General features: G+C 63.3%; 30 protein-coding genes. 23 read left to right on the top strand and 7 right to left on the bottom strand.

All coding sequences use genetic code 11. From position 1 onward, the window contains the following. Positions 1-4 precede the first annotated feature (4 nt). The 10 genes from HMP06_RS02285 (at position 5) to HMP06_RS02240 (ending at position 9591) form a co-directional block, all read left to right on the top strand. The gene (locus tag HMP06_RS02285) at positions 5-1609 is read left to right on the top strand and encodes a hypothetical protein (RefSeq protein WP_176495631.1); all 1605 of its coding nucleotides are present in this window, start codon (positions 5-7) and stop codon (positions 1607-1609) included. 113 nt (positions 1610-1722) lie between these two features. Next, positions 1723-3357, top strand: a complete 1635-nt coding sequence (locus HMP06_RS02280) for a hypothetical protein (RefSeq protein ID WP_176495630.1) — start codon at positions 1723-1725, stop codon at positions 3355-3357. A gap of 90 nt (positions 3358-3447) precedes the next feature. Continuing rightward, on the top strand, positions 3448-3951 hold the full coding sequence (locus HMP06_RS02275) for a hypothetical protein (RefSeq protein ID WP_176495629.1): 504 nt from the start codon (positions 3448-3450) through the stop codon (positions 3949-3951). A 31-nt stretch (positions 3952-3982) separates the two neighbouring features. Beyond that, positions 3983-4231 carry a hypothetical protein gene (locus HMP06_RS02270; protein WP_176495628.1) on the top strand — a complete coding sequence of 83 codons (249 nt, stop codon included), beginning with the start codon at positions 3983-3985 and terminating at the stop codon, positions 4229-4231. Positions 4232-4234: 3 nt separating this feature from the next. Then, positions 4235-4783, top strand: a complete 549-nt coding sequence (locus HMP06_RS02265; RefSeq protein WP_176495627.1) for a hypothetical protein — start codon at positions 4235-4237, stop codon at positions 4781-4783. Then, positions 4780-5244, top strand: a complete 465-nt coding sequence (locus tag HMP06_RS02260; RefSeq protein WP_176495626.1) for a hypothetical protein — start codon at positions 4780-4782, stop codon at positions 5242-5244. Before HMP06_RS02265 ends, HMP06_RS02260 begins: the two co-directional genes overlap by 4 nt. Next, complete coding sequence (locus HMP06_RS02255) at positions 5241-5660, top strand: hypothetical protein (protein ID WP_176495625.1); 420 nt, start codon at positions 5241-5243, stop codon at positions 5658-5660. Before HMP06_RS02260 ends, HMP06_RS02255 begins: the two co-directional genes overlap by 4 nt. A 67-nt stretch (positions 5661-5727) precedes the next feature. Then, positions 5728-6489 (top strand): hypothetical protein, encoded by a 762-nt coding sequence (locus HMP06_RS02250; RefSeq protein WP_176495624.1) that lies wholly within the window; start codon positions 5728-5730, stop codon positions 6487-6489. A 5-nt stretch (positions 6490-6494) separates the two neighbouring features. Beyond that, entirely contained in the window at positions 6495-6812 is a 318-nt protein-coding gene (locus tag HMP06_RS02245) for a hypothetical protein (protein WP_176495623.1), read from the top strand. A gap of 247 nt (positions 6813-7059) precedes the next feature. Then, positions 7060-9591: a hypothetical protein gene (locus tag HMP06_RS02240; RefSeq protein WP_176495622.1), complete on the top strand. Its 2532-nt coding sequence runs from the start codon at positions 7060-7062 to the stop codon at positions 9589-9591. Positions 9592-9595: 4 nt separating this feature from the next. Here the strand turns inward: HMP06_RS02240 and HMP06_RS02235 are convergent, their stop codons facing one another. The 3 genes from HMP06_RS02235 to HMP06_RS02225 all read right to left on the bottom strand — a co-directional run bounded on the left by HMP06_RS02235 (position 9596) and on the right by HMP06_RS02225 (position 11078). Next, positions 9596-9811, bottom strand: a complete 216-nt coding sequence (locus HMP06_RS02235) for a hypothetical protein (RefSeq protein ID WP_176495621.1) — start codon at positions 9809-9811, stop codon at positions 9596-9598. 428 nt (positions 9812-10239) lie between these two features. After that, the gene (locus HMP06_RS02230) at positions 10240-10809 is read right to left on the bottom strand and encodes a phage antirepressor N-terminal domain-containing protein (protein WP_176495620.1); all 570 of its coding nucleotides are present in this window, start codon (positions 10807-10809) and stop codon (positions 10240-10242) included. A gap of 65 nt (positions 10810-10874) precedes the next feature. Next, entirely contained in the window at positions 10875-11078 is a 204-nt protein-coding gene (locus HMP06_RS02225; protein ID WP_176495619.1) for a hypothetical protein, read from the bottom strand. A 71-nt stretch (positions 11079-11149) separates the two neighbouring features. Here HMP06_RS02225 and HMP06_RS18060 point away from each other — a divergent pair, with 71 nt between their 5' ends. The 6 genes from HMP06_RS18060 to HMP06_RS17960 all read left to right on the top strand — a co-directional run bounded on the left by HMP06_RS18060 (position 11150) and on the right by HMP06_RS17960 (position 17710). Further along, positions 11150-11353 (top strand): ribbon-helix-helix domain-containing protein, encoded by a 204-nt coding sequence (locus HMP06_RS18060; RefSeq protein WP_197940719.1) that lies wholly within the window; start codon positions 11150-11152, stop codon positions 11351-11353. A gap of 77 nt (positions 11354-11430) precedes the next feature. Then, complete coding sequence (locus HMP06_RS02215) at positions 11431-12918, top strand: DUF2460 domain-containing protein (protein WP_176495618.1); 1488 nt, start codon at positions 11431-11433, stop codon at positions 12916-12918. Next, entirely contained in the window at positions 12918-13778 is an 861-nt protein-coding gene (locus tag HMP06_RS02210; RefSeq protein WP_176495617.1) for a DUF2163 domain-containing protein, read from the top strand. The genes HMP06_RS02215 and HMP06_RS02210 overlap by 1 nt, the downstream gene beginning before the upstream one ends. Further along, positions 13775-14215 carry a hydrolase gene (locus tag HMP06_RS02205; RefSeq protein ID WP_176495616.1) on the top strand — a complete coding sequence of 147 codons (441 nt, stop codon included), beginning with the start codon at positions 13775-13777 and terminating at the stop codon, positions 14213-14215. The genes HMP06_RS02210 and HMP06_RS02205 overlap by 4 nt, the downstream gene beginning before the upstream one ends. Further along, positions 14215-14340 carry a hypothetical protein gene (locus HMP06_RS17965; protein WP_269473394.1) on the top strand — a complete coding sequence of 42 codons (126 nt, stop codon included), beginning with the start codon at positions 14215-14217 and terminating at the stop codon, positions 14338-14340. The genes HMP06_RS02205 and HMP06_RS17965 overlap by 1 nt, the downstream gene beginning before the upstream one ends. A 1-nt stretch (position 14341) precedes the next feature. Further along, the gene (locus HMP06_RS17960; RefSeq protein WP_176495615.1) at positions 14342-17710 is read left to right on the top strand and encodes a phage tail protein; all 3369 of its coding nucleotides are present in this window, start codon (positions 14342-14344) and stop codon (positions 17708-17710) included. Here the strand turns inward: HMP06_RS17960 and HMP06_RS02195 are convergent. Next, the gene (locus HMP06_RS02195; RefSeq protein ID WP_176495614.1) at positions 17675-17950 is read right to left on the bottom strand and encodes a hypothetical protein; all 276 of its coding nucleotides are present in this window, start codon (positions 17948-17950) and stop codon (positions 17675-17677) included. The two genes, HMP06_RS17960 and HMP06_RS02195, sit on opposite strands and share 36 nt — an antisense overlap. A gap of 42 nt (positions 17951-17992) precedes the next feature. Here HMP06_RS02195 and HMP06_RS02190 point away from each other — a divergent pair, with 42 nt between their 5' ends. The 7 genes from HMP06_RS02190 to HMP06_RS02160 all read left to right on the top strand — a co-directional run bounded on the left by HMP06_RS02190 (position 17993) and on the right by HMP06_RS02160 (position 21335). Next, positions 17993-19102, top strand: coding sequence for a hypothetical protein (locus HMP06_RS02190; RefSeq protein WP_176495222.1), 1110 nt, complete (start codon positions 17993-17995; stop codon positions 19100-19102). Between the two features lie 255 nt (positions 19103-19357). Further along, on the top strand, positions 19358-19630 hold the full coding sequence (locus HMP06_RS02185; RefSeq protein ID WP_176495613.1) for a hypothetical protein: 273 nt from the start codon (positions 19358-19360) through the stop codon (positions 19628-19630). Further along, the gene (locus tag HMP06_RS02180; RefSeq protein WP_176495612.1) at positions 19627-19836 is read left to right on the top strand and encodes a hypothetical protein; all 210 of its coding nucleotides are present in this window, start codon (positions 19627-19629) and stop codon (positions 19834-19836) included. The genes HMP06_RS02185 and HMP06_RS02180 overlap by 4 nt, the downstream gene beginning before the upstream one ends. A 31-nt stretch (positions 19837-19867) precedes the next feature. Next, a complete protein-coding gene (locus HMP06_RS02175) occupies positions 19868-20149 on the top strand; it encodes a DUF7940 domain-containing protein (protein ID WP_176495611.1) in 282 nt (93 codons plus the stop codon). Next, entirely contained in the window at positions 20139-20651 is a 513-nt protein-coding gene (locus HMP06_RS02170) for a lysozyme (RefSeq protein WP_176495610.1), read from the top strand. The genes HMP06_RS02175 and HMP06_RS02170 overlap by 11 nt, the downstream gene beginning before the upstream one ends. Positions 20652-20662: 11 nt before the next feature. Continuing rightward, a complete protein-coding gene (locus tag HMP06_RS02165; RefSeq protein WP_176495609.1) occupies positions 20663-21106 on the top strand; it encodes a hypothetical protein in 444 nt (147 codons plus the stop codon). Between the two features lie 58 nt (positions 21107-21164). Continuing rightward, entirely contained in the window at positions 21165-21335 is a 171-nt protein-coding gene (locus HMP06_RS02160; protein WP_176495608.1) for a hypothetical protein, read from the top strand. 138 nt (positions 21336-21473) lie between these two features. Here HMP06_RS02160 and HMP06_RS02155 read toward each other — a convergent pair whose 3' ends face one another. The 3 genes from HMP06_RS02155 to HMP06_RS02145 form a co-directional block, all read right to left on the bottom strand. Beyond that, the gene (locus HMP06_RS02155) at positions 21474-22034 is read right to left on the bottom strand and encodes a hypothetical protein (protein ID WP_176495607.1); all 561 of its coding nucleotides are present in this window, start codon (positions 22032-22034) and stop codon (positions 21474-21476) included. Positions 22035-22470: 436 nt separating this feature from the next. Then, positions 22471-22815, bottom strand: a complete 345-nt coding sequence (locus HMP06_RS02150; RefSeq protein WP_176495606.1) for a hypothetical protein — start codon at positions 22813-22815, stop codon at positions 22471-22473. A 335-nt stretch (positions 22816-23150) separates the two neighbouring features. Then, positions 23151-23663 carry a hypothetical protein gene (locus tag HMP06_RS02145; protein ID WP_176495605.1) on the bottom strand — a complete coding sequence of 171 codons (513 nt, stop codon included), beginning with the start codon at positions 23661-23663 and terminating at the stop codon, positions 23151-23153. Positions 23664-23739 lie beyond the last annotated feature (76 nt).

Here is a 23739-nt window from a genome sequence, read left to right as displayed (position 1 = left end):
CTCGATGTCCAATCCCCTCGCCATGTTCATCCCGCTCGAGAAGGCGGATGCCGTTCAGCGGCTTGTGTTCGGATCGTTCACGGAGCGGAAGGACCGCGCTGGCGAGACGTTCGATTACGACGCCTCTAAGCCGCTCATCAAGGCATGGTCGGACGAGCAATTCGCGGCCAGCGGCGGCAAAAGCTACGGCAACGTGCGCGGCCAGCACAGCGGCAGCGTCGCGGCGGGCAAGCTGGTCAGCATCGAGTTCGATGACCTCGCCAAGTCGGTCCATTTCGGCGCGAAGATCGTCGACGACGGCGAGTGGACGAAGGTCGAGGAAGGCGTTTATACCGGCTTCTCGCCGGGCGGTTCCTACGCCAAGCGTTGGACGGTCGGCCTCGAAAAGCGGTACGCCGCCGGCATCCGCGAACTGTCGATCGTCGATGTCCCCTGCAACCGCGATGCGACCTTCACGATGGTCAAATCGGACGGCAGCCAGGTCGATGTCGAGTTCGTGCTCGCCAAGGCGTATGAGCCGGGCAACGACGCGACCAAGGCCCGCGCAAACGAGATGGCGAAGGCGGCAAACGCCGACGCTGACGACGCGCAGCTGGGCAACATCGCCAAGAACTATGTCGTCCAGGCCCGCGCCGACCTGATCGCCGAGAACGCGAACGCCGAACTGGCGAAGATGGCCGATGCGATCGAAGCTGAACCTGTCGTCGCCGTCGTTGCGCCTACGGCCGCGGAGGCCGTCGCAGACGCGCTTGCCAAGGCAGACGCGGCGCTCGCGGCTCCGGTCGCTGTGATCGATCTCTCGGCTCCCGAAATGCTGGCGAAGGGATTGGCCGAACTCGCCCAAGCGTTCGGCGAACAGCCGCTCGCCAAGGGGATGCGCGGCATCATGTCGCTTTCAAACGCCATCTATCAGGTGGTCGCGGTCCAGTCCGGCATCGCCCGCGAAGCTGCACGCGAAGCCGACGGCTCCACCGTGCCGCAGACCGTGGTCGACGGCATCAAGACGCTTTGCGACGCGCTCTGCACGATGGCGATGGAGGAAACCGCCGAGTTGCTGGCGGACATCGAGGAAACCGGGATGGTGGAGGACGCTTGGGATTCCAGCCTCGATCGTCTCGTTTATGCTTGCGCCGCGAGCATCGGTGACCTCGCCAAGGCCGACACCGGCCTCATGGAAAAGGCTGGCGCTCGCAACAGCAAGGGCGATTCTACCAAAATCCAGTCGATGCACGACAACGCCGTGTCGCTTGGCGCGACCTGCGATGCGACTGCCTCGAAATCCGTCGACCTCGCCGCCGAGAACGAACGCCTCGAAAAGGCGGTCGGTGACAGCCTTCCGCGCCTCACCGGCCTGATCGAGAGGGTCGACACGCTGAACGCCAGCAACGCCGACCTGACCGAGAAGCTGGCAAAGGCGCTCAACCAGCCCGCTCCGCCCAAGGGAGCCGTGTTTGCGGTGACCAAGGAACAGGATGCGGTCGGCGGCGCGCCAAGCCCCCAGCCGCTCGCCAAGTCCGATCTCGCCGACATCGCTGCAATGCCCAACGGCATGGCGAAGGCCAACGCGATCATCGCGCGCGTCGGCACCGTTCCCCTCCCCGCCCTCTAGCACCGACCCCGGCCCCCGCCGGACCCGCCTTATCGCCGCCGACCAAGGCATCGGCACACCGAACAGCCTCCACGCCGCCCCTCATCCGGGCGGCTTTTTTATGGAGAATCCCCATGAACGCTATCACTCCCCGGTCGGTTTTCTCCGACCGCCTGATGCTCGACGTCAACGGCAATTCGGAACTCTCCGCCTCCCGTTTCGGCCACCTCACCCGCGAGCGCGCCAACGAGGTGTTCGACCTCTCGAAAGCCACGCTCGGCAACGAACTGTCGGTGTCCGATTTTTGGGGCAACGAAACCGCCTCGATGTCGAAGGCCGTCACCCAGGCAACCGGCCTCACCTATTACGATCTGCGGGCACCGGCGCTCAACCTGTTCCCGACGATCACGCCGCTGCGCAACCGCTTCGCCCGCAAGCAGCGCGCCAATCCCGGCACGGCGCTGAACTACAAGACGATCACCTCGCTCGCCGGTTCGGGCTTCAACTGGATGGGCTGGGTTCCGGAAGGAACGCGCGCTGGCGCGATGACCTACACCGCGAACAACAAGTCGGTATCCTATGTCACGATCGGCGAAGAAGATTCGCTGACCGACGAAGCACAGTTCGCCGCCGAAGGCTTCGAGGACGAAGCATCGATGGTGCAGCTGCGCACGCTGCTCAAGCTGATGGCGAAGGAAGAAGCTGGTATGCTCTCGGGCAACGCCACCCTCGCGCTCGGCACGCCGACCGCCCCGACGCTTGCCGCTGCGGGCACCGGCGCCACGCTCCCGGCGCTGACCTATTCGGTCATCGTCGTCGCCCTGTCGCAGGCCGCGTTCATGCACGCCACCCTCGCAGGCGGTGTGCCCAGCACGGTATCGATCACCCCGAATGGCGGCGGCACGCCGTTTGTCCTCAACGGTGGTGCATCGATGCGCTCGGCATCGGCCACCCAGGCCATCACGCTGGGGCAGACGCTCTCGGCAACGGTGCCGCTCATCAACGGCGCAGTCGCTTATGCGTGGTATGTCGGCGGTGTCGGTGCGGAAACGCTCCAGTTCATCTCCACGATCAACTCGGCGACCTTCGCGCTTCCGCTGGCTGGCGCGCGCCAGGCGGCAACCGTGATCGCCGCCGATTATTCGGTGAACGCGGGCCTCGCCTATGACGGCTTCCTGACCACCGCGTTCCTCAACGCGCCGTCGACGGGATCGTATGTGCTTGCGCTTCCGACCGGCGTCGCCGGTGCTGGCACCCAGCTTACCTCGTCGGGTTACGGCTCGGTTGTCGAAGTCGACACGATGCTCAAGACGATGTGGGATACCTACCGCGTCTCGCCGACGGTCATCTACGTCAGCAGCCAGGAACAGCGTTCCATCTCGAAGCTGTCGATGGTCGGCTCGGGTTCGGCCCCGCTGATCCGTTACAACATCGATGAAGGTAACGCCAACGTCCAGGGCGTCGCGGGCAACGTCATCTCGTTCTACTTCAACCCGTACTCGCCAGAAGGCGGCACGAAGATTCCGGTGAAGATCCACCCGAATATCGCGCCGGGCACCATCATGGCGGTCTGCGAGACGTTGCCGCCTTGGTACGTCCAGAACGAAACCCCGGCGGTGGCCGAGGTGCTGACCCGCAAGGATTACTACACCGAGGCGTGGCAGAAGGTCACCCGGCGTCAGGATTATGGCATTTACTGCCAGTCCGCGCTGGCGATTTACGCCCCGTTCGCGGTCGCGGTCATCACCAACATCGCTCCAACCACCTAACCGAACGCTCTCCCCCCCTTGGGAGCGCACCTCGGGGCCCCGCTGGCACATGCTGGCGGGGCCTTTTTTCCATTCCATGGAGATACCCCGATGGCCGTCAAGCCCACCCACCAAAAGGCGGCTGCCGTCGCGGCTCCCGCGCCAGCGCCCGCACCCGCGCCCGCACATGCTACCGAGACGTTGCTCGCGCCCGAGACGACCCCGCCCGCCGAAGTCGATCTCGACACCGGCCCGTTTATCGCTGCCGATGGATTCGGCCAGGGCAACGACGCGCCGGTCGATCCGGTGACGATCGACATGACCGGCAAGTTCGATCCGGCGCTTGGTTTCGGCCACGCCGACGATGTGCTCGTCGAAGCCCTGCCCGATCCCGCGCTGATGGCGCAAGATGGATCGATGGCACCGCGCGATCCCGCCCTCGAAGCGGACATCACCCGCCAGCTCGAGGAATTCAACAGCGAGCCGATCGCCATGTCGCATCCCGACGGTGGCACCTCCGACCAATATGACACGAACCACGCGGGCCATATCCTCGTGCCCGCCACGGAGGCTGCCGCGATGAGCGCGCTTGGCTTCGTCGTCGTCGCCGACTGACCCATCCTCGCCTCGCACGAAAGGAAGCACCATGCGCTTTACCGCTCCGCCCCATATGACATCGGCCGACCTCACCTGCGGCCCAACGCCGGTAATCGACGGCATCATCGAACTGCCCGATAATGCCGGTCCCGGCGACATCGCTGGCCTGATCGCCAACGGCTGCGTCATCATCCCCGTCGATACGGTCGATGTCGAACTGTCAGCCGCACAGGTTGTCGACGCCGCCCCGGCAAAAGGGCGTCGCGCCGATAGCGCGCCAACCGAAACGGCGGCCTAAGTCATGACCGACCTGACGACGCTCGCCAGCTTCAAGGCTTATGCGGGCGTCGTCATTTCGACCGATGACGCCGCCATCCAAAACCTCATCACCGCCTATTCGGGTTTCGTGCGGACGTACTGCAATCGCGATTTCAGCGTGCAGTCCTACAGCCGCCGCTTCGATGGCCGGAACAATGCGCGCCAGACGGTCCCGCAATATCCGATCCAGTCGGTAACCGCGGTCACGATCGACGCGCAATCGATCGCCCCGCAAGCCACGTTCGGCGCGGTCGGATACCGCTACGACGACACGACCGTCATGGTCGACGGCTACCGCTTCACCAAGGGCAACGCCAACATTCTGATCGCGTGGACAGCGGGCTATCCGGTGGTGCCGCCCGATCTCGCGCAAGCCGTCAACGAGGTGGTCGGCCTTCGTTATGCGCTGCGCGACAAGCAAGGATGGTCCTCCAAGGCGCTGGCCGGTGAAACCGTCTCGCTCATCACGAAGGATATGCCGTCGTCGGTGCAGACGATCTTGAAGAACTATCGCGCGGTGGTGTCGCTGTGATCGGCTACGAAATCAACGACAGCGCGGTGATCGCCTCGCTCGATGCACGCGGCGCGCGCGCACACGGCGAACTGCGTGCCAGCATCGGACGGCTAGCGCTCAAATTGTCGGTCATGGTCAAGAGGGACAAGCTCTCCGGGCAGGTTCTCGGCGTCAAGACCGGTCGGCTCCGCCGCTCGGTACATGATGCCGTGGCCGATGTCGGCGACAACATCGAAGGCGTCGTCTCGACCAACGTCGGCTACGGCATCGGCTGGGAATTGGGCTGGCCGGGCGGCGGTTCGCCAAAACAGAGCCTCAACACGGCCAAGGCAAAATTCAGCCCGTCGTCGGGCGGTGACAGCTTCAAAAACGGTACGCCGAAGAAGCGGTCGTTCCTCCGCACCGCGCTCAAGGATCTCGAAGGTTCCGGCGCAATCCGGGCCGAACTCAACGAAGCCGCCGCAAGGATCGCGCGATGAACCGGGAACCGATCTATGCGGCTTTGTTCGCGCTGGTATCAGGCGGTCCCGGCCTCGTCACCACGAGCCGGAAGCTGCTGCACTGGAACGATGTACCGCCATCATCGCGCCCCGCGCTGTTCATGGCGCAAAAGCGCGAAGGTGCGTCACAGCGCACCGGATTGCCAACGGTTTGGAACCTTCACGTTGACCTATATCTCTACGTTTCGACGCAGGGCGATGTTGCGCCCGGCAGCGCGCTCAACCCCATCCTCGACGCGATTGCTTCCGCGCTCGACACTCACCCAGTGCGCGGGCCGCAGAGCCTTGGCGGACTGGTGCAATGGGCGCGGATTGAAGGCTCAATCGAGACAGACGAAGGCACGCTCGGCCAAGACGCCGTGGCGATCGTTCCAGTCAGCATTCTCTGCATCTAGCCGACGCACCCCTCTATTTTTGTTCACCCCTGTCCGCTCGCGCGGATGTTTCGCATGGAGACTTCACATGGCACAATACGGCTTCGGTTCGGGCAATCTGTGGGGCTCGCCCACCACCGACGCATATGGCACCGCCCTCGCCACCTCGACGCCGATCTTGTTCGGTGTCCTGCAGGAAGCGTCGATCGAAGTCTCTTTCGATCTGAAAGAGCTATACGGCCAGAACCAATTCCCGGTCGCGGTGGGTCGCGGCAAGGGCAAGATCAGCGGAAAAGCTAAATTTGCGCAGATGAACGGCCTGCTCATCAACTCGCTATTCTTCGGTCAGACGCTAACAACCGGCATCCTCTCGGACGTGTACGACACGACCGGCGCCGTCATCCCGTCGACGCCATTCACGATCACGCCGACAATTCCGGGCTCGGGCACATTTGCAGTCGACCTTGGAGTTCGCGACGCGAACGGCATCCCAATGCGTCGCGTCGTCTCCGGTCCGACCACGGGCCAGTACAGCCTGGCGGCTGGTGCCTACACGTTTGCCACCGCCGACGCGACTAAGGTGGTCTACATCTCATACCAGTACACCGCGACATCGACGGTCGCGCAGAAGTCGTCCGTCATCAACCTTCCGATGGGCTATGCCCCGACGTTCCGCTGCGATTTCTATTCGCCCTTCAACGGCAAGTCGCTGACGATCACGTTGCCCGCTTGTATCTCTTCGAAAATGATGTTCGCAACCAAGCTGGACGACTTCGTTGTGCCGGAGTTCGACTTCTCCGGCTTTGCCGATGCGGCCGGCAATATCATCACATATGCGCTGTCGGAGTAAGATAGATGGCGAAAGGCATCACGCTCACCCTTGGCGACGGCAACGCCTATGTCATGCCGCCGCTCACTCTCGGCGCGCTTGAAGACTTCCAGGACGGCATCGCGGCGATGGAACAAGGTGGCCTCGACAAGGAAACGATCGCGACGACGATCGACGTCGCGCTCGCCTCGCTTAAGCGCAATTACCCGGAGATGACGCGTGACATGGTGCGCGAACTGATCGACCTCGAGATCATGGCCGAGGTGTTCGAAGCCGTGATGGACGTCTCCGGGCTTCGTCGAAAGGCCATTGAAGCGGGGGAAGCGACGGGGGCGAGTTTGTAGGCTGGACCGCTCTCATCGCGCGCCTTGTCACCCAGACCGGGTGGACCTGGGATTACTGTCGCGATGGAATGGATCTGCCCCGTGTGCTCGCCTTGAACGAGCACTGGAAAACGAACCCGCCCCTAAGCCTCACCGCTCAGCTGATTGCCGAAGCAGTAGGGGTCGAATTCAACGCTCGACCTCTACCGGCCACGACCGACTCCCTGCTTGCTGAGCTAATTGCATCTATCCCCAAAGGACCAAACGCATGACTGAACAGGTTGAGGTCAAGATTGTCGGTACCTCGACCTCTGCCGTCGAGGCGATTGAGCGCGCGCGGAACGCGGTATCTGAATCTACTGGGAAAATGCGGGCAAAGCTGTCCGAACTCCAGGCGACATCGAGTGAGGCCTTTGGAGCGATGGGCCTGTCTGCCAAGCTGGGCGCGGATCGCGTCCAGGCCGCCGCGCGCGATACAGCCACAGCCACCCAGCGAATGCGTTCCGCTGTCTCTGGCGTTTCGACGTCCTTTAGGGGAATGGGCGTCGCAGCAGTCGGGGTTGCAGCGGTCGTAGGTTTTGCGTTGGGTTCGGTCGCGCGCGACCTAATCGATGTCGCCAAGGCTGGATTGGAATATGCCGGATCGCTCGGCGAAACCGCGCAATCGCTAGGCGTCACGACGGCGTTCATGCAGGCGTTCCGTTATGCCGCCACCCAGAACGGGGCGTCTGTGGCGGGCGCTGATAACGCTCTCGGTAAATTCTCGATCACCTTGGGAAAAGCCTTTGAAGGTTCAAAGCCCGCAATCGCTTCGTTCGAAAGCCTCGGCATCAATATGCGCGAGTTGGAGCAGGCGTCGGATAGCCGTCGGTTCGAACTTGTCGCCGACGCGATCTCGAGGATCAAGGATCCGGCGCGCCAGTCGGCCGCGGCGGTGGCGATCTTTGGACGCGGCGCGCGCGAGATCATCCCCACTCTTCAAGCTGGCGCGGCAGGGTTCCGCCAGCAAGCCGCCGAGGCTCAAAAATATGGGTTGATCCTATCCGACAGCCAAATCCAGAGCGCCGATAAAACCGCCGATAAAATCGACCAGCTGACGCAAGCGCTTCAGGTCAAGATCGCCGGAGTCGTCGCGTCTAACTCGGAAGCGATCGGCGTGCTGGCAAACTCGCTAGCGAACCTTGCCGATAAGGCGGTCAAAGCCGGAGCTGCTTATCTCAATTGGCGGAAGATCGTTGCGTCAGACGCTGGCGGTTCCGCTGGCGCAGCGTCGAAAAAGGATCTCTGGAGCACGCGCGATGGGCGAGTTTCCTATTATCAGAATCGTAAACAGAAGCTGGCTTACGAGCACACCAGTCTTACGACCGGGAAGCTGGTCACCAACACCCCTAAGAAAAAGCAGGAAGTCGAACAGCTTCAGCGCGAAATGCGCGAGGTCGCGCAGTATGACGCGATGATGCGCAAGCGCGAGGCCGAGGCGAACGCCAAGCCCACAAAGCCAAAGCCAGCGGAGCCGCCGACGATCACCACGCCGACTGGCGGTGGCGGCGGCAGCAAGGCCCGGCCCGAGCGATCGAGTAAGCCAGCCGCCGCGCAGGGGCCATCGATCGTCGAGACGTGGCGCGACGAGCTCAATGACGCCCTTGATGCGGAAAAGAATTGGGGCGCCGACGAAGCTGCGTTTACCGCTGACTTCTGGCAGAAGAAGCTGTCGGCCACCAAGGCCGGTACCGCCGAGCAGAAACAGATCGAGCGGGAGGTTGCGCGGTCACGGACCGCCGCGCACAAGGACGATATCCGCGAGCAGGCCGAAACGATCCGAGTTGAAGCCGAGATGCGCCAGGTGGCCGCTCAAGCCGAAATCGAGGGTGCCCGAACCGTTCTTGCCGGCAAATTCGATCTCCTCCAGCAGCAGCAGCAGCGTGGCGAAATCGGCAACGTAACCGCGGCACGGCAGCGCGCGGATCTGAACCGGCAGCTTTACGCGTTGGATTTAGCCGAAGCCGAGCGAGAGTATCAGATCAAGATCGATTCGCTCCGCGCAGAGGCCGCGCTCGGGGGCATCGAACTAGCCGAAAAACGCAAAATCAATCGACAGATCCAGCTATTGCAGACCCAGCACGACGCAGTGATGAAGGTGAAGACGAAGCAGGCGTCGCAACAAGAGGCGCAGGATGCAGAGCAAACCGTCTTGGCTCGGCGGCAGAATTTTGCCGAGATCGCGTCCGGCTGGAGCCAGTCTCTGTCGAAAATGCTGACCTTGCAGCAGGGTTTCGGGACGACGTTTCGATCTATGTGGGGCACCTTGGTCGGGGTATTCCAGCAGGCGATTGCACGCATGATCGAGCTGTGGCTCATTTCACTGGTCACCAAGGAAGCCTCGTCGAAGGCGTTCAACGCGACGCAAATCTTGTTGGACGCGAAGGCCGCTGCCGCCGGCGCGTGGCGAGCGGTCGTGGGCATCCCGATAGTTGGCCCGATCCTCGCGCCGATCGCAGCCGCAACTGCCTTTGCAGGCGTGATGGCTTTCAGTGCGCAGGACGGTTACGACGTGCCCTCGATGAGCGGGCCGGGGATCGACGGCAAGGGCGGTCAGGTCGGCATAGTCCATCCCCGCGAAATGGTGCTACCGGCTGACATCGCGGATCGATTGCGTAGTGGCGGCGGGGGCGGTGGGGACACGTTTCATATCCATGCGGTCGACGGTGAGAGCGTGCGGCGGATGGCAATGAAGCACGGCAGCGCCCTTGCCGATGGGCTGCGTCAGCACGTTCGGAAGGGCGGGCGTCTCGCGACGTGAGAGGTTAGTCGCGTCGATCGAGCAAACGACGAACGGCACCGCGGTGGAACGCACCAGCGATAATATACGGCACCGCCGCGATGCCGATGCCGACCGCGGATAGTGCGCAGGTCTGAACCGCTGAATTTGGCGGCAGCAAGGAGAACAGGATCAAGACGCCGCCACTCATCGCGGCTAAGACCGAAATAACGTCTAAAATTGTCGCGATGCCTTGGCGCATTTGCCGCTCCCCTAAAGCGCGCCAAATTAACCGGTCGGGTTGGGAAGTCCAGCGCGCGGCACTCTAGCAACCCTCGCCTCGACGCCGCCTTCGCCGGTTAGGACGGGAATGAAGTCGCAGCCGCAACAGGGCGCTCGCTCGCATCCCGCGATCGGCAGCGTTGGTGGGGACGACAGAGGAAAGATTATACCGGCTAGGCCCATAGAAAGAAGGCAGTCAGGGCAGCCTAACACTTCTACGCCATCCACTTGGCCCCCCTTGCGAAAGTCCGCGAGGGAGCGCTCGATTCCCTCCATCGCCCCAGGCGGAAACCTGCCGCGCCATTCTGGACCGAGTCGCATGACGGTACGTTATCGCGCCAGCCCTAAGAGTCGAGTCACGCAAAGAGGGCGACCCTTTCGGATCGCCCTCGCTGGCTTGCTCTCCAATTACGCCGCTTCGGACTCCGGGTGACGGATCGTGCTGGGATCAAACAGGTCAGCTTGCTGCTCGACCCGCATTGCTGGGACGATGGGCAGATCCTGCAAGAACCACATTTCGCGAGCGGCTCGGACCCCGAAGTAGCGACCGGCCTCGTTGACCATCCGGAGACGAACGCTGTCGCTGGAGTCGGTTGAGGCACCAAAATCGGGCAGTGCCGGGGCTGCGCGACCCGCAAAGTGGTCATAGAGAACGTCAGCGCATTCCTCTTGGTAGAGAAGGACGCGCTCGCGGACTGCCTCGTCCTTGATTCGGTTGGTATCGACCCCCGCCAGCCAGAAATTGACACGCTTGACCAGCAGGCAGGTGACCTCCTGACCCCGGCTACCGGCGAAAGGTGCGAGCATGATGCTCGCGGCTTTGCTCAAAATCGGGTCACGAGAGATGCGTTGGCGTTGCGCATCATAGGGGATGCCCATTGCTTCGCACATCGGTTTGACGGCCATGAACGTGCCATCGTCGCGCTTGAACCCATAAAGATCATCGCCACGGAAGTTGATTGTTACGATCTCGCTCATCTGAATTCTCCTGTGGAGGTTGTGTTCCGTGGTAGGGAACCTCGGCTCGGAGAAGTCAGATGGCGCTAGTGGATTGAGCGTCCGCCGCCGTTACGAAGGTTCAACAGGATGCTCGCTGCCAGGTGAAACTCGGCGAACGCCTCGGAGGATTCGAGCGGATCGATCGTTGCGAGCTTTTCCTCGCAGCGCTCGCGAAGGCAGCGCCGCGTGATTTCGCGGACCTTCGATTGGTAAAAAGTGTCACCGGTGGTATTGAGTGCCGCAGCCATGATCGATCTCCTTGGGATCGTTGGTGGTTAGGGCCGGTGCTAGGGGTGCAACCCTTGCGCTGGCCTGTTTAATGGGATATCCGCATTTTATGAGCGGGTCAATACTGGATATCCCAAAAAAGCGCGGGCGTCCCTCTACTGGGGGGCGGCAGGAGGGCGTTCTGGTTCGCCTGCCCGCTGAACAGCTGGCTCGATTAGATGCTTGGCGCGAGCCGAGCGGCCTTTCGCGACCAGAAGCCATTCGTCGCCTCGTTGAGGCTGGCTTGAAGACATAGCGGCTTTCGCCCGCACCACGCACCCACGAGGGCGGTCAGCAATGGCCGCCCTTTTTGATTCAGGATCGAACCGCGCAATGGCAATAGGCTTCGACTTTTCCGCTGGCGTCCTTCCGTCCGGGGCGACGCTCGCCCGCGCGGCTGGGTCGGCGACCTATTACAATTCGTCCGGCGCGCTCGTTGCTGCGGGCACGAACGTCGCGCGCTTCGATTACAACCCGTACACGCTGGCATATCGCGGGCTGTTGCTCGAGCCAGCCGCTACCAATGCTGCGCTGTACAGCGACGATTTCTCAAACGCTGCGTACACCTTCAACCTGATGACGGGAACGGCCACCGGCATCCGCGAGACGACCGCTTCGGGCTTTCATGAAGTAAGGCAAACCTTTAGCTACGGCGCTGTTTCGTGCATGTCCGTCGTCGCGAAGCTGGCGAGTGGAAGTCCTACGCGATACTTGCTGTTAAACACACCGGGCGGGGCAGGGTCAGCGATTTACGATCTGGCGGCTGGCACGACCGTCATCTTTGGAACCAACGTAACCGGCGCCGTCGCTGAGCGGGTTTCTGCCACAGAATTTCGCTGCTCGATGATTTACACGAATTCTGCCTCGACCGGTCCGTTTGCTCTCGGGTCGACGACCAACAACAACAACAATTCGTCCCATACCGGCGTCACGACCGCCGGATTTGACCTCAAGGGTTTCCAGTTTGAAGCTGGCTCGAAGCCGACATCGCGCATCCCGACGACGAGTGCAGCAGCTACCCGCCCAGCCGATGTTCTGACGCTCGACTGGAGCTCGTTCGGCGTACCCAACGGCACGATCACCGCGCGCTACACGTTCGACGATGGTTCGACGCAGGACGTTGTGACGGTCATCGCCGGCGGCGTCTCGGTGGTGCCAACGAACCTCAACCGGCCTTGGATCACCGGCGTCCTCGGCGTTGGCGTTACGGTCCCCGATACCTTCAACAATCCATCGATCTTCCCGCTACTGCCGGGCCAAATGTTCCCGGCGCTGAAAACCCCGATCTGGAACACCAAGATCGCGACGGCGGCATCGGGCCGCGAACGGCGGCGCAAGCAATGGGCCTACCCGCGCTGGCGCTTCAAGATCGGCCACGAGGTTTTGCGCGATACCGTCGCCTACCCGGAATTGCAGCGGCTCTTCGCGTTCTTTAACGCCAACGCCGGGCAATATACCGAATTCTCCTATTTCGACGCCTTCGATAACGCGGTGGTCGATCAGGCTTTCGGCACCGGCGACGGCACGACCACGACGTTCCAGCTGATGCGGACCGGCGGGGCCGGGGCGATCCTGTTCACGGAGCCGGTGCGCTCGGTCATCTCCTGCAAGGCGAAGGTCGCTGGCACGCTTGCGACGACGACCGTGAACTACGGCGGGACCGTCACCTTCGCCACCGCTCCCGCCGCCGGCGCCGCTCTGACGTGGACCGGTGCCTACATGTTTCTGGTCCGGTTCGAGCAAGACGACATGGATGCAAGCCAGCTGATGCAGGGGCTGTGGTCGCAAGCGGGCCTCGCCTTAATCACGGTGAAACGCTGATGAAAACCGCTTCCGCGCCGCTGCTGGCGCTGCTCAACAGCGGCGTCGATTTCCAGACCGCGGACCTGTGGACGATCACCCTCAACGGCGGCACCGTCATCCGGTGGTCCGGCGCCGACGTGAAGTTGGTATCCGGCGGACAGACCTTCGCGCTCGGCCCCGGTATCAGCCGCAACGCGATCACCGAAAAGATCGGCCTCGAGGTCGCCACGCTTGAGGTGACGATCACCGCGGATTCGGCCGACCTAATCAACGGGACACCGATCATCCCGTTCATCGCAAAGCGCGGGCTGGACGGTGCGAACGTCCGGCTCGACCGCGCGTTCCTGACCGACTGGAACCTGCCCGTCGTCGGCACGGTGCTGCGCTTTTCCGGCAAGCTGACATCGGTGCCGGTGGTCGGCGGGAGCGAGGCGCAACTGACAATCTCGTCGTGGACCGCCTACCTCAACGCCAACATGCCGGCGAACCTCTATCAGGCCGCTTGCCTCCACTCCCCGTATGATGCGGGCTGCACGCTGCTCCCGGCGACCTACGCCCAGACCGGCACGATCAGCGGCACGCCGACACTCACCGGGTTTTCATCCGGCATGACGACGACTGCGGGGGATTTTGCACAAGGCCGGGTCACCTTCACCTCCGGCCCGCTCACCGGCATCGCGGCGACGGTGCGCAGCAACGACGGTGCCGGCGGCTTCCAGTTCGTCCGCGCCTTGCCCGCGCTGCCGATCGCGGGAAACACGTTCAGCGTCATCCCCGGCTGCGACCTCACCATCTCGCGCTGCGGCACGCGGTTCAACAACCTGCTCAACCGCAAGGGCACCGACTTCGTGCCTGTGCCCGAAACGGCGTTCGGTTGACCCGCGATCCGCGGCGCGCCGCCGTCGTCACCGAAGCCCTGTCATGGGAATTGACGCCGTATCACGAACGCGCCCGGATCAAGGGCGTCGGGGTGGACTGTGCCCAATTTCCGGCCGCCGTGTACGAAGCCGCGGGCATGATCCCACACATCGAGCCGGACTATAATCCGCAATGGATGCTGCACCGGGACGAGGAACAATATCTCGGCTGGGTTCGCACCTATGCCCGCGAGATTGAGCGCGCGGCGGTGGGCCCCGGTGACTTCGCGATCTGGAAGTTCGGGCGCTGCTTCAGTCACGGTGCGATCGTCATCGCCCTCCCCGAAGTCATCCACGCTGTCATCGCTGGGAACGGCGTCCTTCGCGGCAACGCCGACCGCGACGAGGAACTGCGCAGCCGCGCCGTCAAATTCTTCACTCTATTCGAGGACCGATAATGCTGTTCGATATCGTCATCACGATCTGCGTCGTTTTGCTCGCCATCATGGTCTGGGCGCGCGGGGCGCAGGTCCAGAAGCTGCGGCGCGACGTGAACCTGCTTCGCGTTCTGCTCGGCCTGTAACATGGGCGGCAAGACCACCTCGACCACCGCGACAAAATTGAACTCGTTGGCGGTGCAGTCGTCGTCGCTTGGCTTGCCGATCAATATGGGCTGGGGTCGGGGTCGGATCACGCGCGCCAACCTGATCTGGTACGGCGGCTTCAACGCGATTTCGCACACCGTCACGACACGGACCGGAAAGGGCCTTGGCGGGGGCACGAAGGACACGACCTTCACGTACACGGCGTCGATCATCCTCGCACTCGGCGAGGGGGTCATCCCGAACATCGTCACCGTGTACCGCGATACCTCGGTTTTTACCGGCGGCACGGCGCTCGCCCAGGCTGGCTTGAGCCTGGCCACCGGCACCACGACACAACCGGTCTGGGGCTATCTGACATCGCGGTTCCCGGCGCAGGCGCTCAACTATTCCGGCATCGCCTATGTCTATGCGCAGGACTATCTGCTCGCGGACTCGGCGACGCTTCCGAACCACAGCTTCGAGGTGGATTTCGCGATCCAGCTGGGCGGCGGCGTGGTCGATGCGGACCCGAAGGACATCATCACCGACTTCCTGACTTCGCCTTCCAAGGGCGTGCCGGGCTGGGGTGCGGGGCTGCTCGGCGACCTCTCCGATTATTCGCTCTATTGCCGCGCGAGCAACCTGCTGCTGTCCCCGGTGCTCGAGTCTCAACAGCCCGCGAACACGTCGATCCTCGAGTGGATGCAATGCACCAATTCGGCGATCTATTGGTCGGAAGGCGTCTTGAAAATTCGGCCCTACGGCGATGCTGCCGCGACCGCGAACGGGGTGACATGGACGCCGGACATGACGCCGGCATACGACCTGACCGAGGACGATTTCGAGGATGACGATATCCCCGTTCGCCTCGCCATCATCGATCAGACCGAGGCTTTCAATCAGGCCCAGGTGGAGTTTCTGGACCGGGGGCACCAATACAATACGGCGATCGCGCCCGCCTATGACCTCGGCAACATCATCGAATTCGGGGCACGGAAACAGGACCCGATTTCGCTCCACGCGATCTGCGATCCGGCGGTCGCCCAGAACGTCGTGCAGCTCATCCTGCAACGCGCGCTGTACGTCCGCGAGGAATACACGTTCTCGCTGCCGTGGAACTTTGTGCTGCTCGAGCCGACGAGTCTGGTCACCCTGACAACCACGACCGACGAGTTGAAGCTGACGCGGGTGCTCGTCCGGATCAAGGAAATCACCGAGGACGAGGATGGCAAGCTGTCCTTCGTGGCGGAAGGCGTGCCCGGGGCAACCGCGTCGGCCGCAACCTATTCGTCGCATTCCGGTAGCGGCTACAGCCCCAACGCTGCGGTCGCGCCGGGAAGCGTCTCGGCTCCGTTCCTGTTCCTCGCACCGACAAACCTCTCCGGATTCAATTCCGAAATCTGGCTCGCTGCGGCATCGACCTCGGCGACATGGGGCGGCTGCGAAGTCTGGATCAGCGGCGACAACATCGCGTATTCCCGCGTCGGCCGCATCGAAGGACCGGCCCGCTATGGCACCTTGACCGCCGCGCTTGCCAGTCACGCCGATCCCGACACGGTGAACACGCTGGCCGTCGATTTGAGCACGAGCCTCGGCACGTTGAGCGGGACGACTGCCGCCGGGATGGCGTCGGGCGCAACGCTGGCGATCATCGACGGCGAGGTCATCGGTTACCAGAACGCCACGCTGACCGGCGCAAACCGCTATTCGCTCGCCCCGCTTGCGCGCGGCCAGCGCGGCACCGCCCCTGCGGCGCACGCCAGCGGCGCGAAATTCGCGCGGCTCGACGATGCGATCTTCAAGTTCGGATACGACCAGGCTGTCATCGGCGACACGATCTACGTCAAGCTGCCGTCGTTCAATATCTTCGGCGGGGCGCTGCAGGATATTTCGACGGTCGCCATTTATTCAATCGCGGTCCCGAACGCGGCCTCGCGCTTCCAGGCCGCGCTGAATGACATCGCGGCGATCACCTCGGACTCGATCTTGAGCCGAGGGAGCGAGAAGCAACGCACGAACCTCGACTATCAAGCGATCCTTAACGATCTGGCGGCGCTGGACGCCCGCTATACCGCTTTAGGGTCACCTGCCGACCTAACCTCGAGTAAGGCCACCGCTGATGCTGCTGTGGCGGCCCTGACGGCCTATCTCACAGGGCTGACGCCTTCGTGGACCGACCCGTTGACCGACACGCCGATTGTAGCAGCCACGTTTGTCGCCAAATTCACCGACGTCTATACCAAGCTCTCGCTGTTCCGCGCTGCGATCACTGGCCGCCCCGGCACGACCCAGCGCGGCATCTATCTGCGCTCGCTACCAACGCCTGCGACCCCGACCGGCAATGCTCCAGCTGGTTGGATCGACTCGATCCCTGCTGGCACCGATACGCTCTGGCAAAGCCTTGGCTATTTCGATGCGATGGGAAGCCTGATCGGCATTTGGGCGGCACCTCGCGCAATCTCGACCAACGCGCCGGTCGGGACGTATAGCAGCTCGACGGTCTATTATGTGACGAACAACGTCGGGTTCAACGGCGGCACATACACCGCGCTCCAAGATAATTTCAGCAACCAAGCGCCCAGCGGCACGAGCTCGGCCAACGCCTATTGGGGTGTGATCTCCGCTCCGGGGTCTGCTGGAACGCCAGCAACCCCGCCAGGCGCGTTCGCAGCGACGCTGGCGCTGACCTCTGGCGCTGCGATCAACCTGCGGACTGTGGCCGATGCGGCGGGGTACACCGGATTTTCCAATGCGACGATCACGTTCAATGTGCCAAGCGGCGTCACGATCCGAGGTCTTTCCAGCGGCGGGATCGGTATCGACACCGGTAACTGGCCGACAAGCAGCTATACGATCGCGCTCACGCTTGTCGTCCAAAGCGGCGGTATCGTTGACGGCGGGGGCGGTGCCGGTGGGGCCGGAAATTCCGGCAATGGCGCGGGCGGCGGTGACGCGATTTATGTCCAGGTGCCGATGACCGGCGGCATCACGATCAACAGCGGCGGCACGCTGCGCGCTGGCGGCGGCGGCGGCGGCGGCGGCGCGTCCTACTTCACCGGCGGCGCAGAGCCTTCGCGCGATGGCGGCGGCGGCGGTGGCGGTGGCGCTCCAAACGGAGCCGGCGCCGGCGGTTTTCGCGGCAATACCACCAGCGGTGGAAACGGCTCCGCAGGCACGACCAGCGGCGGCGGTGCTGGCGGCGCGGCGGGTGCAGCGGGCGCTGGCGCTGGCGCGGCGGGCGGCGGATTTGGCGCTGCTGGCGGTTCATCGACCGGCGGAACGAGCGGAGCGGCTGGCTACGCCGTCCGGAAAAATGGCAACGCGGTCACTGTCTCAAACAGCGGCACGATGACCGGCACCGCCGCTTGATCCTTCCCGAAACCACCCACGAAGCAAAGGAGAATACCGATGAAGTATCTGATGTTCGCTGCCGTCCTCGCGCTTGCCGCTTGCAATGCCCAGCCCCCAGCGACGCCGCAGGGCAATTACTCGACTGACATCAAGGATTGCAGAAAATGCACAAACCCCGACGGCTCGCCGCAATAGCTTCTGCGCCGCGGCCGCGCTGCTGACCATCAGTGGTTTGATGTACCTGAACGGCAGCGCCATGACTGGCTCCGCCGCTTAACTCTGCTCAATCGAGGAAAACAGATGAAATCGATCGGCATCAATCCGGTTTCGGCGGAATTGCGCCTGGCTATCGGCGCGCCGTACCGGATGCGGCTTCGGGTCCGTGACAACAGCGGCTCCTATGCTTCACTCACCGGGCGCAAACTCGTCTTCTCGATTTTTCGGAGCGGCCTCGCGACGGTCCAGCAGACGGGGACAATCGCGACCGACGCGATCAGCGACTATGCCGCGTTCGTGTTCGATGGGACGCTGCCGGGCACAATCCCGGCCAGTTCGTGTTGGGAAATCGGTGAGCCCTATACCGACGGCAAAGGGCCGATGCTGTCCGGCTCGATCTATGTTGCCGATGCGGCGCCGAACCCCGGAACCGGCACGTATTCATCCGCCGCTTACGACGATGCGACGTTTTCCGTCTCGACCGAGACGCTGATCGTTGTGAGCACCGGCGCCGTAGGCCCCGCGAGTACCGTGCCGGGGCCGGCAGGTCCGACCGGTCCAACAGGTCCGACCGGCCCCGCGAGTACCGTGCCGGGGCCGGCAGGTCCGCAGGGACCCTCGGTGCCAGCGGGCGCAAACAGCGACATCACTTCGCTGACCGGCCTCACAACGCCGCTCTCGATCGCGCAGGGCGGCACTGGGGGCGGAACGGCAGCGGCGGCACGAACTGCGCTCTCGGTAACGCAGACGCTGGCGCTGCTAAATGGCGCGGCATCCACTCCGATCACGGGCACCACGACCGAGACGACCTTCTCGACCGGCACGATCACCATCCCGGCGAATGCGATGGGGCCGAACGGCAGCGTCGAGATCATCCCGCTGTGGACGTTCACGAACAGCGCAAACACGAAGACGATGCGCGTCAAGTTCGGCGGGACGGCCTATTACACGCAAGCCGGGACCACGACCGCCGTCACGCAATCGATTGTCAAAATCCAGAACCGCAATTCGACTTCCTCGCAAGTAGGCGCTCCGGGGGCAAATTCGGGCGTCGGCAATTTCACCGCCAGCATCATCACATCGGCAGTCGATACGACTGCGCCCGTCTCGCTGACCATCACCGGGCAGCTCACCAACACGGGCGAGACGATGACACTCGAAAGCGTTCTCGTCCGCGTCACCTACGGCGCGTGATTCCTTCCTGACGTTCGGAGATTTACATCATGGCAACTGCTGCACGTTTGCACATCGCGAAGGCGGGTCTCGCCGCTGGCTGGTATATTGCGCCATGACCCTAACAGCAATCCACGCCCCGGCGAGTTGGCCGTCGGTGACTCGATCGAGATCAACAGCGATTCCAATGCTGCCGGGCAATTCGCCTGGATGAATTACTGGCTCTTCTGATCGGCCGCGTTTTTACCGACCTCTCTACATCATCCGGAGACACCGATGCCCGACGTTCCGCCTCGCCCCTCTTGGAAGGACTGGCTCCCTTTCATCGCGCTCGCGATCAGCATCTTGGGGTTCGCGTCATGGTTCGGCGGCTCCGTCTCGCGCGACGAGGATATCGCTCGGCGCACAACGATCCTTGAGCAACGCGAGGACCTGCGGGACCGCGACCGCTCCGAGGATAAGGACAAGCTGAATACGATCGATGTCCGTACCGCGCGGATCGAATCGAAGCTCGAGGTGCTGCTCGCGCCCAAGGAGCGAAACCAATGACCCGGCTGGGCTTGATCCTCATCCTGATCGGCGCACTCATATTCGCGTATGCGCCTATCGAGAAGATGGTGAGGCGGCGGCGGTGGCTCCGCTACGTCGCGGCGTGCGGCCTGTGGTCGCCAGCCCCTGTCCCGCCCAAGCCCGCCCCGCCGCCGGTCGTCGTCTATGCGACCGCCGAGATTGCCGAAATATACGACCGCGCCTGATCGGCGTACCTCCCACCCAAGGAATTGGACTATGACGCTGCTCGCACGGTGGCGCGCCTGGTTGCGCGCCCGCTTGGTCGATGACTGGACCCGCGCCCTCAAGTTTTCCTCGGTGCAGATGGCGACCGCTGGCGCGCTGCTGACCGCCTTCGTCCAATGGTTCCCGGGCACCGCCACGGAAGTCTGGAACGCGCTGCCGCAAGATATGCGCGCGCTGCTCCCGGCGTGGTTGACCTCGACCCTGCCCGTCATCCTGCTCGTCGCTATCGCGCTGGCACGCATTACCCGGAAGGCCCCGACCGATGGCAAATAGACCAACCCCAAAACAACTTGTCGGCGGCGGGCTTGCGACCGGCGCGGCGCTTGCGCTGGCGATGGCGGTCGCCACGCTTAAGCCGGACGAGGGCAAGCGCAATGTCAGTTACCTCGACATCGCGAAGATACCAACCTCTTGCTACGGCCACACCGGTAGGGACGTGCGCGTCGGCCAGTTTCGCAGCGATGCCGAATGCGAGGCGTTGCTGACCGACGACGCTAAGATCCACATGGCCGGCGTGCTGCGCTGCTCGCCGCAGCTGGCAGACCATCCGTATCAGCTGGCGGCGATGGTGCGCGGTTCGTTTAATTTCGGGGTCGGCGGATATTGCCGATCGACCATGCGCGCCCGCTTCGCCCGAAGCGACTGGCGCGGCGGCTGCAACGCGCTGCTGGCGTGGGACAAGGCGCGCATCAACGGGCGCATCGTGCCGGTGCGCGGGTTGACGTTGCGCCGCCAGCGCGAGCGCGCGATGTGCTTGACGGGGCTGCCGACATGATCGCCTCCATCGTGCTGGCGATTGCCGGGCGCGCGGCTCCGAAATGGCTGACCGGCCCGGTCAAGGCGCTGCTCGACGTCGGCATCGCGATCGGTGTCATCGTCGGTATCTATTTCGCGATCCATCACGACGGCGAAGTGAAAGGCGAGGCGAAGGCCGAGGGAAAGCACGCCGTCGCCCATGCCAAGGTCATCGCCGCCGCGCGGAAAGACGAGAAGGCCGCGCAGGTCACCACCGACCGGATCGGCGCTAGCGTCGCGCGCGCGGACGCACAGACCACCGACCTGCTCAAATCCACGATTGAGGAACTGCACCATGAACTCGCCGCCGCGAAACTCGCTTCGCCTTCTGGCGCTGCTCCCGTCCCTGTTGATACTGCAAGGTTGTCAGCACCCCTTGAGCGCGGGATCGGTAGCGTTAACCGATCGGCCGACGCTGCCGACGCGCAGCCCTGAACTCACCAAAACCGAGCGACTGACACCCATCGGACATCCTGAGAGCGGCGTTTTCGGATTGATCGACCTTGGGTGGCTCGAGGTCGTGATGCAGCGCCTCGCCGAAGCCAGCGCCGCCGTCGAGCGCGGCAATAACCGGGCGGGCGGAAACAAGCTGGCCGATCGCTGCATCCGCACCCTTTACGAAACCGGCAAGCCCGGCGAAGGCTGCCCGCCCGTCACGCCGTAGCGGCCACCACGATCAGACCAAGTAGCGGCTCGGGCTTCGGCCTGGGCCGCTTTTTTTGTGTCCGGCGAAGATGGATCGGCGCCGGGTGGCTACGGCGAGCGGGCGGATTCTGCGCTGGCGCTTTGTCTTAAGCCTTAGTTACCCCTCCCCTACGACTTGGGGACGAAGGGCGGCGATGGCTGCGGCGGCATCGCTTGCGAGCCATGCCCGCTTTGCATAATTCGCGTCCATTGGTTCGCGTGCCATGCCGCTGTTCCAGCCGGCAGTTAAAGCCTCCGAATAGGCCAGTCGCGCCACCCGTTCAGCCACGTCCTTATCCCGCTCGGGGACGGTGAGGGAGGTGATGCGAGCAAGCACAATATCTGCATCTGCGATTGATTTGAAACGCAATGCCTCAACCAAAAACGGGCTGGCACGGCGATGGGCCTCTGTGGGATCGTCGCTCCAAAGTTTCGGATCATAGGCGCGGGCTAATTGCTCGGCAGTCACCTCCCCCACAGCGAGGCGGTCGGTGGCGCAGGACTGTTCGGCGAAGGCGAGCATTGCTGCGATGGCGGGATGATCGTAGCAAGTCCATGCACCGGCTCGAAACGCTGCTGCCTCATCGCGATACCCAGCTTTATCGTAAGCATCGGCCAAACATTCCTGCGCCCGTTCTGCCTGTGTCGGGGATGGGGTGGTACTATGAACCTGCGCCATTTTCTCTCTCCATTGGGGGTGTTTAGGTACTGGTGGACGGGGCAACTAAATCATCGGACAGAACCTCAATAATGCGTATCACGGCCCCATCTCCGCTACATCGGGGTCCGTCATGGAATGATCTTGCGGCATTATTCTTCCTCCGTTGGTGGGGCGCGACATTCGGTCGGCCAATCATACGGCATCGACCGACGCTCGATCGTTTCGAGGAACGCCCACTTGCCCTGTTGGCCGACATGCTCAGACCAATGGCCGAGCGGGACGGGACGCCATGCAAACCAGCAGTGCCATTCGCGTGAAGGCGTAGGAAACAGCTTCGTAAGAAGCCAGTGGAAAGCCACCCCCAGAAGTACGAAAGGCGCGACGGCGATGGCTAACGGCACTGCGATAGGTGCCGCCATGAGCATCTGCGCCCGCTCAGACGGCGCTTGCCACTTCACAACCCATCTCCCGTTGGGGATGCGATACCGGGCCGCATGGACGTGTCAGTTCCAGCGATTGCCGCGTGCCAGTTGGCGATCGCAGCGGCGGTACTGATCGTGTGGTGCAGCGCCTTTTCAGTGTCGCCAGCCTCTTGCGCGCGGGCCGCTTTCTGCGCGAGATAGCCGATCAGCCAGAACCAGTCGTAAGCGGTCTTGCCGTCGTCATGGCCTGCCGCCCATCGCTCGCGTTGATGCGCCGCTTCGATCGGTACACCGGCCATGAAGTCCGCGGTTTCGGGCGTGTTGATGATGTCCCGGCGAACTTGCTCAATCAGCAATTCGCGCTCCAACTCCGTCATGCTCAATTCCTTTCGTTCGTGCTGGGAAGGGTGGGGGTGTCCGATCTGGCGGAGCCGCTACCAGTTCCGCCGCCAGCCGCTCGACCTCTAGGCAAGCCCAGCAGCGGCCGCACGGACGCAGGTCGGCGGGCGCGCCCTGCATCCGCGCGCGGCAGACCTCGACCTTCATGCGGTGACCTCTCGCCGCTGCGGCGTCCATTGCCGCATCCTGCCTGTCTCGCAGGACCAGCAAGCGAGCGTAAGCGGTCGCGGGGTCGGATTGTCTCGGTTCGCCAGAGTGTCCGTCTGAGCACCGCAGGGGCACGCAAAAAAGGTATGCCCTGCCCACCACGCCGTCACGACGGTCGCTCGGCGCGGATCGGCTCGAAACCTTCCACGTTGCTCTCGATCGTCATGCCGCTTCGAGTCCGCCACTTTTTCGTCATCGGCTCGGTAGCGTCCAGCCCGGCGATGTACGCGCGAATCGTGACGGCGCTCGCCTCCATAAGCACCCGCCCGAAATGCACCTGCCCCTGATCGCTCGCCGGGAAGGCTTCGACGGCATAGGTTTCGAGCATCGTCGCGGTGGCGGTCAGGCTCAACAGCGTTCCCGCCTCGGGATCGTCGTCGGCCCCGGTCGGATCGATCCCGCTCCGTCCCGCCTGATAGATCGCCTCCCCCGCCGGGTTCGGTTCCGGCGGTCGCGCCGCGCGCGCGGCGGCGGCGATCCGGTTCGCAGCTTCCTCGAGACACGCGCTCGATACCGGGTCGAGTTCGTCCGCGATCAACCGCACCGCGGCTTCGAGCGTCCCATCCTTGAAATTCTCATCGAGCGCCTGGGCGAGCGTGCGCGGGTTCATGTCGGGCATTTCGATATCCTTGTGGTAGGGAAGAGCGCCAGTTTGCAAAATATAGGCAACTATGGGTCTTGGGTACACCGTGAAC

Origin of the sequence: Sphingomonas sp. HMP6 (assembly GCF_013374095.1) — a bacterium.
Classification (GTDB): Bacteria; Pseudomonadota; Alphaproteobacteria; order Sphingomonadales; family Sphingomonadaceae; genus Sphingomonas.
This window is presented reverse-complemented; position numbering and strand designations above follow the sequence as displayed.

Coding starts and splice junctions, on each gene's coding strand:
- HMP06_RS02265 (WP_176495627.1), top strand. CDS start 4,235: ATGACCGACCTGACGACGCTCGCCAGCTTCAAGGCTTATGCGGGCGTC.
- HMP06_RS02215 (WP_176495618.1), top strand. CDS start 11,431: ATGGCAATAGGCTTCGACTTTTCCGCTGGCGTCCTTCCGTCCGGGGCG.
- HMP06_RS02175 (WP_176495611.1), top strand. CDS start 19,868: ATGACGCTGCTCGCACGGTGGCGCGCCTGGTTGCGCGCCCGCTTGGTC.
- HMP06_RS02180 (WP_176495612.1), top strand. CDS start 19,627: ATGACCCGGCTGGGCTTGATCCTCATCCTGATCGGCGCACTCATATTC.
- HMP06_RS02210 (WP_176495617.1), top strand. CDS start 12,918: ATGAAAACCGCTTCCGCGCCGCTGCTGGCGCTGCTCAACAGCGGCGTC.
- HMP06_RS02240 (WP_176495622.1), top strand. CDS start 7,060: ATGACTGAACAGGTTGAGGTCAAGATTGTCGGTACCTCGACCTCTGCC.
- HMP06_RS02155 (WP_176495607.1), bottom strand. CDS start 22,034: ATGGCGCAGGTTCATAGTACCACCCCATCCCCGACACAGGCAGAACGG.
- HMP06_RS17965 (WP_269473394.1), top strand. CDS start 14,215: ATGCTGTTCGATATCGTCATCACGATCTGCGTCGTTTTGCTCGCCATC.
- HMP06_RS02225 (WP_176495619.1), bottom strand. CDS start 11,078: ATGGCTGCGGCACTCAATACCACCGGTGACACTTTTTACCAATCGAAG.
- HMP06_RS02190 (WP_176495222.1), top strand. CDS start 17,993: ATGAAATCGATCGGCATCAATCCGGTTTCGGCGGAATTGCGCCTGGCT.
- HMP06_RS02255 (WP_176495625.1), top strand. CDS start 5,241: ATGAACCGGGAACCGATCTATGCGGCTTTGTTCGCGCTGGTATCAGGC.
- HMP06_RS17960 (WP_176495615.1), top strand. CDS start 14,342: ATGGGCGGCAAGACCACCTCGACCACCGCGACAAAATTGAACTCGTTG.
- HMP06_RS02275 (WP_176495629.1), top strand. CDS start 3,448: ATGGCCGTCAAGCCCACCCACCAAAAGGCGGCTGCCGTCGCGGCTCCC.
- HMP06_RS02270 (WP_176495628.1), top strand. CDS start 3,983: ATGCGCTTTACCGCTCCGCCCCATATGACATCGGCCGACCTCACCTGC.
- HMP06_RS02185 (WP_176495613.1), top strand. CDS start 19,358: ATGCCCGACGTTCCGCCTCGCCCCTCTTGGAAGGACTGGCTCCCTTTC.
- HMP06_RS02150 (WP_176495606.1), bottom strand. CDS start 22,815: ATGACGGAGTTGGAGCGCGAATTGCTGATTGAGCAAGTTCGCCGGGAC.
- HMP06_RS02145 (WP_176495605.1), bottom strand. CDS start 23,663: ATGCCCGACATGAACCCGCGCACGCTCGCCCAGGCGCTCGATGAGAAT.
- HMP06_RS02280 (WP_176495630.1), top strand. CDS start 1,723: ATGAACGCTATCACTCCCCGGTCGGTTTTCTCCGACCGCCTGATGCTC.
- HMP06_RS18060 (WP_197940719.1), top strand. CDS start 11,150: ATGGGATATCCGCATTTTATGAGCGGGTCAATACTGGATATCCCAAAA.
- HMP06_RS02170 (WP_176495610.1), top strand. CDS start 20,139: ATGGCAAATAGACCAACCCCAAAACAACTTGTCGGCGGCGGGCTTGCG.
- HMP06_RS02235 (WP_176495621.1), bottom strand. CDS start 9,811: ATGCGCCAAGGCATCGCGACAATTTTAGACGTTATTTCGGTCTTAGCC.
- HMP06_RS02230 (WP_176495620.1), bottom strand. CDS start 10,809: ATGAGCGAGATCGTAACAATCAACTTCCGTGGCGATGATCTTTATGGG.
- HMP06_RS02245 (WP_176495623.1), top strand. CDS start 6,495: ATGGCGAAAGGCATCACGCTCACCCTTGGCGACGGCAACGCCTATGTC.
- HMP06_RS02195 (WP_176495614.1), bottom strand. CDS start 17,950: ATGGCGCTGCCGTTCAGGTACATCAAACCACTGATGGTCAGCAGCGCG.
- HMP06_RS02250 (WP_176495624.1), top strand. CDS start 5,728: ATGGCACAATACGGCTTCGGTTCGGGCAATCTGTGGGGCTCGCCCACC.
- HMP06_RS02285 (WP_176495631.1), top strand. CDS start 5: ATGTCCAATCCCCTCGCCATGTTCATCCCGCTCGAGAAGGCGGATGCC.